Below are 7,743 nucleotides of genomic sequence, written 5' to 3'. Positions count from 1 at the left end.
ATTTTAAAGTTTTGCGCACACTGGAGGGAATTAAGGATGCCAAGGCAGAACGCCTTCCTGAGATAAATGCAGAAGGTGAGTATTCAAAGATCACCAACCTGCCGATTTATACGCATGGCTTATTTCATACGCCTGACCAGTATGAGCTCCCGGTGCACACCTCATACAGTTTTGGTGGTGACGCCTATTTCAATTTGTACAGTGGCGGAAAGGTAACTACAAAAATCGCAGAAGAAAAAAAGGAAAATGAAATTGCAGTAGCGCAGAAAAACCTCACGACTGAGGAAATCAAACTCAGGGCTACAGCTTACTACCTAGATTTGGAACGTAGCCGTATTTTTAAAGCATTGCTCCTGAAAGATATCAGCACCCAGGAAAAACAGCTTGCAGAAATCAACCAGCTCCTTAAAAACGGAGTGGTATTGAAAAGTGATGTGCTCAGGGGCACACTGAAGTTATCAAGACAAAAGATGTCGCTCGTACAACTGGACAATGATATCCTCATTGCCAATCAGAAACTGAACATCCTGACCGGCTTGCCAGATCATACTGTTATTGAACCTGAAGACGGAGACAATGCCGAGTTGCCGGTATTAAAATCTTACACGGCTTACCTCGATGATGCGATGGCTAATTCACCAGCCTACAGGATTTCTGAAAAGGAAACACAATTGAGCAAACTAAATATCAAAGCTATAAAGGCAAATGGGGCAATTAAACTCGGACTTTTCAGCAACTACAAATACAGCTACCCGCAGATCCTGATCTATCCTTACTCCATCGCAATGTACGGATTGGGTTTCAGTGGTATCAAAGCCAGTTATTCTATCTCTTCCCTGTACCAGAACAGGCATAAGGTAAAAGCGGCAGAAATACAATACAGACAGCAGGAAGTAGAACATGCCGATACAGAAGATAAGATCAGACAGGAAGTGAATGAAGCATTTCTAAGATATAAAGAAGCACTAACCCGCATCGATGTTGCCAAAGAAAATATCAGTCAGGCTACAGAAAATCTCAGGATAGTAAATAATACATATTTCAATCAGCTGTCACTGATCACCGATCTGCTTGATGCGGATACGCAGTTACTGCAAACCCGATTCGACTACGCTGCAGCCAGAATTGCAGCACAATTACAATATTATCAATTACAAAAGGCCATAGGTAACCTCTAAAATGGAAACGAACACTAAATATACGCAGACCGATCATTTAATAACAAGAATCACAGCATGGGTTGCTGGAGTGATAGCTTTAGCATTGGCTGTCTGGGGTGTAATCACCCTTCTTGATCTCTATAAATATGAGGATACCAATGATGCCCAGGTAGAAGAATACATTAACCCCGTTACTTCACGTGTAACTGGGTTTATCAGAGAAATCAGATACGAGGAAAATCAGGATGTCAGGAAAGGGGATACGCTGCTGATCATTGACAACAGCGAGTACCAGTTGCAGCAGGAAGAAGGGGAAGCTGCGCTGACGAATGCCGAAGCACAGATTGGAGTGATGGAAAGTAATATCGAAACCACAGCAAGGATGTCTCAGGCCAGTCAGTCGCAAATTGCTGCTGCCGAGGCCAAACTCAAGAGGGCACAGCAGGACTATGACCGCTATTCTAAATTGTTCAATGTAGAATCTGCAACGCAGCAACAGCTGGAAAACAGCAGGGCGGCGCTGGACGTAGCTACTTCTGAATTTCATTCTGCAAAGGAAAACTATCAGGCTTCTTTATCAAAGGTAAATGATATCAGGGCACAGAAAGGGGTATACCAGGCGGAAATCAAACGTCGTAAGGCACTGCTGAACAGAAGTAAACTCGATGTCGGTTATACTGTTATCCGCGCTCCTTACAATGGAAAGATGGGCAGAAGAACTATCCAGCAGGGACAGCTGATCCAGGCAGGACAAACACTGGCATATATTGTTGACCAGGATGCAGGTAAGTGGGTGATCGCTAATTTTAAAGAAACGCAGATCTCTCACATGCATATTGGTGGAGCTGCTGAAGTTACTGCAGATGCTTTTCCGGATAAAAAATTCAAAGGAACAATCGTTTCCCTGTCGCCTGCCACGGGCGCACGTTTTTCACTACTGCCACCGGATAATTCCACAGGTAACTTTGTGAAAATCGTACAGCGTATCCCGGTGAAGATAAAGCTGACTGAAAGTCCGCAGGTACTGGCGCAGTTGCGTGCAGGTATGAATGCCAATATCAGTATTAAAAAAGATTAAAATGAGCCCGGTATTACCAGTATTCAGATCATGGGTTCCTGTCTGGCTGATCAGGGTTACTATTTTCATAGTAATTGTGCCTGGTCTGCTTTTATTTGGACTTTCTACTGCAAGCGCCCCGGGTGCCGCAGGGTATTACGGTATTGAGCCTGCTGATGTACAGTATTCGATGATCGCTTATTATGCTGCGGTGGCAGGATTTTTTGCTCTGGAGCGAAGGTTTTTTGTTTTTACCGCGACCAGGGAATATTTTCTGATCTGCGTGATCCTGACGGTAATTACATCTTATGTATGTTTACATACGCATAGCTTGCCGGTTTTGTTCACCTTCAGGTTTTTGCAGGGGATGTGCAACTGTATGTCCACCAGTATTTGTATCACGCTTATTTTTGGCAGTCTGCATAGCGAAAGGGCAAGGGAAATTGGCTATTCTGTTTTTTACGGGATGCTGCTTTGCATTACACCCGTTTCCACGATCATCACGGCACCCATCCTGGATGCCTGGGATTTTAACGTCTTATACAAATTTATCATTTTTGCTTATTTGCCTGGCACTGCAATGCTGCTGATCATTATGAATAATGTAAGGCTCAGCAAAAAAGTACCACTATACAGGCTGGACTTTTACAGTTTTTTCCTGTATTCGTGTCTGCTCTGCAGTTTAGGATATATCCTGCTGTATGGTGAACAATATTACTGGTTCCAGGATCAGCGGATAATCTGGAATACAATTGCCTGTACGGCGCTGATGGCATTACTCATTTTCCGGCAACTGCACCTGAAACGTCCATATCTGGATATAGCCGTATTCAAGTCGCGCAATTTCAATATTGGTGTATTGCTGATTGTGACGCTGTATATAGTAAGAGGTGCTTTGGGTATGACCAGTCAGTATTTTGCTTCGGTGCTGGGCCTGGACCCACGGAATATCGGCTATCTGATGATCGCTAATATCGGCGGCATCGCGCTTGGTGTGCTGGTATCATCAAGGCTGATCCTCCTCAGGCGACCGATGAGATTGATCTGGATGTACGGGTTTTTCCTGCTGCTGGTATTTCATACCTGGATGTGGTTCCTCTTTAGTACACAAGCTGATTCTTCTACCTTCGTTATACCTCTGATCATACAGGGATTGGGAACTGGAATGCTGATGGCACCTATAATTATTTATATGATTTCTTCAGTGCCACCTGCCATGGCAGGATCAGCATCTGCTATGGGGGTATTCTTTCGTTTCACCGGGTTCTGTGGAAGTATATCTTTGATCAACTACTTTCAGCTGCGTCATAAGACAATACATATCAACAGATTTCAGGATCAGCTAAGCGGAGTTGACGGTATTGCGGGCGACAGGTTAGCTACTTATGCAAAAGCGCTGACAGCAAAGGGAGTGGCGCCGGATCAAAGTGCGAAGATTGCAAGGGGTTTGCTCAGCAGAACGATCGATGCGCAGGCATCGTTACGTACAATGATGGATTATTATCTTTTTATAAGTATTATCCTGATTGTGATCTTACTTGTGATTGCCCTGTTCCCTTATCTGAACAGAACAAGGATCAATCTCATGTCAAGCCAGCCTTCACCTATAGGAATATAGCGCTGCGACGCTATATTCCTATAGAAGACTGTTTATATTGAAGAGATTACCTTCTGATAATTCTTTCCTTATCGGCTTCATCTTCATCCCTCTGGCCATCGCCAAGATCTGTTTGAGAGCCCGTACCGTTCAATGAATCGTCATTTACGGGCTCTTTAGTCTCTGAATTGTTGCTTTCTTTCTCCTTTTTCAGATTATTTTCATCGTTATTTTGATTTAAGTTTTCCACAGCAGGTACTTTTGCACCCTCTCTGTGCGTACTTGTACTATTAAATTGAGGCTGCGTAAGATTTTGTGGATTGTTTACGTCATACTGCTCATTATCAGGCGCTTTGCCTTTTTGTTCTTCCTTTTGATCTTCCATGGTATTTGTTGATTTATTGGTTGCTATTCTAACAAACCCGCCTGCAAATGGTTTTAAATATACTTGTGCAGATATTAAAACCGCATATTCATGCGTTAATGATTTGGAAGAAAACCAATAATTATTACCTTTAAGGCCATAAATCAAATTTAATTAACAAAATATCATGGAAAAATTCGCAAAATTAAAAGAACTAATTGCCGGAGTTGAGGCTGATGCAGACAAGTTTTACAATTCAGGTAACGGTGCTGCTGGAACAAGAGTTCGTAAAGCAATGCAAGATTTGAAAACACTAGCTCAGGACATCCGTACTGAAGTGACTGAAAAGAAAAACACTGCTAAATAAAATACTTTAGTTTCGCGAATAGCAAGCTATTACAGAAATCCCGGCTGGTACCAACCAACCGGGATTTTTGATTTAATGATTGAAATCTATTCTATATTTGTGAAAACATTCAATATTATATTTGAGTTTCACTCCATATGGTCAATACTTTTAAAAGAAACATTCGCCTCGGGCTGGGCATTTCATTAGCCGCGCTCATCATCAGTTCTGCCGCTTCCTACCTGAGCATCCGTAAATTACTGGAAAGCGACCGCTGGGTAGACCATACCTTTAAGGTCATTCAAAATCTGGATAATATCATTTCAAGACTGAAAGATGCCGAAACCGGGCAGCGTGGATATCTGCTTACTGCTGATCCTGTTTTTCTGGAACCATACACAGGCTCAAAAGATGATGTGATGGAATTGATTGACCATGTGCAGCTGCTTACTTCAGATAATGCATCACAGCAGAAAGATATACCATACCTGCAGCAATTGATAGAAAAAAAATATGTATTTATCACCCGTACTATAGCTAACAGGAGAAGAGGAATTCCTGTAACTGAAGCTGAGCTTTTGTCTGGCAAGGCTATTATGGATCAGATCAGGAAACAAATTCAGACTATGGAAAAGCGGGAAAATACCTTGCTGGCAGCGAGGATCTCAAAAATGGATAGGTTTGCTATGTTTACGCCAATACTGATTCTTCTGGCATCTGTAGTAGCCCTGGTTGTAACCTATGCGTTTTACCGCAGAATGAAAAACAATCTGGCGGATAATGAGCGCTTGCAGGAACTTCTGGAACAACGGGAAGAGAGCACAGAGAAAAATATTAAAGTTATCAGTGACCTTGCCGAACAAATTGCCAAAGGAAATTACGAAGTCAGGATCAAAGATTCGGATTTGGAATAAGTATTTAGTTACGCTAAATTATATAAGAATTAACTATAATTCCATAAACAGAGCAGGCCCTTTGCTTTATATCTTTATCGATAGTATTTGATAGGATATAAAGGCATAATAATGAGTCTGAACAGCATAAAATTCTTTACCACAGCGCTTTTAATTTTTACAGCGCTGCTATGCAGCGGGCAGATTGCGCCCGCAGCAAAACCGAAAAAAATCAGGTACGATTTAACTATAGGTCATAAAATGGCCAGTTATACAGGAAAGCCGCGCATGGCGATGGCGATAAATGGCACTATACCAGGTCCGGTGCTTGAATTTACGGAAGGTGACACAGCAGAAATTTATGTCCATAATACTTTAAAGGAAGAAAGCTCCATTCACTGGCATGGATTAATCCTGCCAAACCGGTATGATGGCGTTCCTTACCTCACTACGCAGCCAATCAAAGCGGGCGAAACTCACGTTTTTAAGTTTCCCCTGGTGCAGAACGGTACCTATTGGTACCATTCACATACCTCTATGCAGGAGCAAATGGGCCTGTATGGAGCTTTTGTTATCCACAAGAGAATACCCGGGGCGCTGAAAGAATATACCATGGTGCTGAGCGATTGGGCTGATATGGATGCCATGGAAATTGACCGCAGTTTACACAATGGGTCCGATTGGTTTGCCATTCAAAAAAAATCTGTTCAGAGCTACGCCGAGGCAATTGGTCAGGGCCAGGTGGGTACCAAGCTTAAGAATGAGTGGAAACGCATGACTGCAATGGATGTAAGTGATGTAGCTTATGACCGGTTTCTGATCAATGGCAAACCTGTAGATGAGCAGCCTCAGTATAAGGCAGGAGATAAAGTGCGGCTCAGGATTGTAAACGGGGGTTCCTCAACCTATTTCTGGCTCAATTACGGAGGCGGAAAAATCACTGTAGTAGCCAATGATGGAATGGATGTCGTCCCGGTTGAAGTAGACCGGCTGATCATTGCTGTGGCAGAAACATACGATGTTATTGTTACCATTCCTGACAATAAGAATTCTGAGTTCCGTGCTACCTCAGAGGACAGGACTAGGTTTACCTCACTCTGGCTGGGCAAGGGAATAAAGGCCAATGCTCCTGTGCTGCCGGCACTAAAATACTTTGAGGGAATGAAAATGATGAACGGCATGATGACGGCAGGTGGTAAGATGAAGATGATGGAAGGTATGAAAATGACTAACCAGCAGATGGATATGAACAATGTCATGTATCCTGAAATTACCGGTGATACCAGGGGGAAAGTTCCTGAAGGTGATATCGTTACGCTGAATTACGGCATGCTCAGGTCGCCCTCAAAAACAACGCTGCCCGCAGGCCCGGTGAAAGTCATGAATTTTAATCTTACCGGCAACATGAACCGCTATGTGTGGTCTATTGACAACAAAACTGTATCAGAAGCTGATAAAATCCTGATCAAAAAAGGTGAGAATATCAGGATCATCCTTACTAACCGCACGATGATGAGGCATCCTATGCACCTGCATGGACATTTTTTCAGGGTGCTCAATGGGAATGGCGACTATTCGCCATTAAAGAACACGATAGACATTATGCCCATGGAAACAGATACGATTGAGTTTGCTGCAACAGAGAGCGGGGATTGGTTTTTCCATTGCCATATCCTTTATCATATGATGAGCGGTATGGGCAGGATCTTCGCATATGAAAATTCTCCTCCCAACCCTGAAGTACCTGACCCGCGTTATGCAATGCGACAGGTCTACAAAGATGACCGTAAGTTCCACGCAACCGCGAACTTAGGGCTGGAAAGCAATGGATCAGATGGTATGGCAGCGCTGGCTAACACCCGCTGGAAGTTCAGTACACTATGGCATTTGGGAACCAGCGACAGCAAAGGTTATGAGACTGAGACCATGCTGGGAAGATACATAGGCGAGATGCAGTGGTTCATGCCTTATGCCGGTTTCGACTACCATTACCGAAATACAGATGAAGCCGAAAAGAATCTGTTTGGGCAGCGTAGCAATAAGAACGACAGGAAAACTGTAGTTGCTGGCTTCGCTTATACTTTACCCATGCTCGTCGTTGCAGATGCGCGTATTGACGGGGATGGTAAGTACAGGTTTCAGCTGAGCAGGGAAGATATTGCGGTTGCCAGAAAAATCCGGGCCAACTTTATGGCCAATACCGACAAGGAGTATGCTGTGGGGCTAAAATATACCTTAACCAAGTATTTCTTGCTCTCCAGCCACTATGACAGCGATATGGGCTGGGGTGGAGGTTTAACACTTACATATTAAACAGAACCGGTTG

The 7,743-nt window shown here is 43.4% G+C and carries 7 protein-coding genes; 6 read left to right on the top strand and 1 reads right to left on the bottom strand.

Going from position 1 to position 7,743, the window contains the following annotated elements; all coding sequences use genetic code 11:
- From ABWY16_RS10005 to ABWY16_RS09995, 3 genes are all read left to right on the top strand, one after another.
- A partial coding sequence (locus tag ABWY16_RS10005; protein ID WP_353904504.1) for a TolC family protein occupies window positions 1-1,178 on the top strand: 1,178 nt, incomplete at its 5' end.
- A 1-nt stretch (window position 1,179) separates the two neighbouring features.
- Window positions 1,180-2,238, top strand: coding sequence for an HlyD family secretion protein (locus ABWY16_RS10000; protein ID WP_353904503.1), 1,059 nt, complete (start codon window positions 1,180-1,182; stop codon window positions 2,236-2,238).
- 1 nt (window position 2,239) lies between these two features.
- Window positions 2,240-3,835, top strand: coding sequence for an MFS transporter (locus tag ABWY16_RS09995; protein WP_353904502.1), 1,596 nt, complete (start codon window positions 2,240-2,242; stop codon window positions 3,833-3,835).
- Window positions 3,836-3,881: 46 nt separating this feature from the next.
- Here the strand turns inward: ABWY16_RS09995 and ABWY16_RS09990 are convergent, their stop codons facing one another.
- Window positions 3,882-4,199, bottom strand: a complete 318-nt coding sequence (locus tag ABWY16_RS09990) for a hypothetical protein (RefSeq protein ID WP_353904501.1) — start codon at window positions 4,197-4,199, stop codon at window positions 3,882-3,884.
- Between the two features lie 166 nt (window positions 4,200-4,365).
- Between ABWY16_RS09990 and ABWY16_RS09985 the strand changes: the two genes are divergently transcribed.
- The 3 genes from ABWY16_RS09985 (at window position 4,366) to ABWY16_RS09975 (ending at window position 7,730) form a co-directional block, all read left to right on the top strand.
- Window positions 4,366-4,545, top strand: a complete 180-nt coding sequence (locus tag ABWY16_RS09985; RefSeq protein WP_142527011.1) for a BF3379 family histone-like protein — start codon at window positions 4,366-4,368, stop codon at window positions 4,543-4,545.
- A 137-nt stretch (window positions 4,546-4,682) separates the two neighbouring features.
- Complete coding sequence (locus tag ABWY16_RS09980) at window positions 4,683-5,438, top strand: CHASE3 domain-containing protein (protein WP_353904500.1); 756 nt, start codon at window positions 4,683-4,685, stop codon at window positions 5,436-5,438.
- A 111-nt stretch (window positions 5,439-5,549) separates the two neighbouring features.
- Window positions 5,550-7,730 (top strand): multicopper oxidase domain-containing protein, encoded by a 2,181-nt coding sequence (locus ABWY16_RS09975; protein WP_353904499.1) that lies wholly within the window; start codon window positions 5,550-5,552, stop codon window positions 7,728-7,730.
- The last annotated feature ends 13 nt before the right edge of the window (window positions 7,731-7,743 follow it).

Source organism: Pedobacter sp., from assembly GCF_040513095.1.
GTDB lineage: Bacteria > Bacteroidota > Bacteroidia > Sphingobacteriales > Sphingobacteriaceae > Pedobacter.
This window is presented reverse-complemented; position numbering and strand designations above follow the sequence as displayed.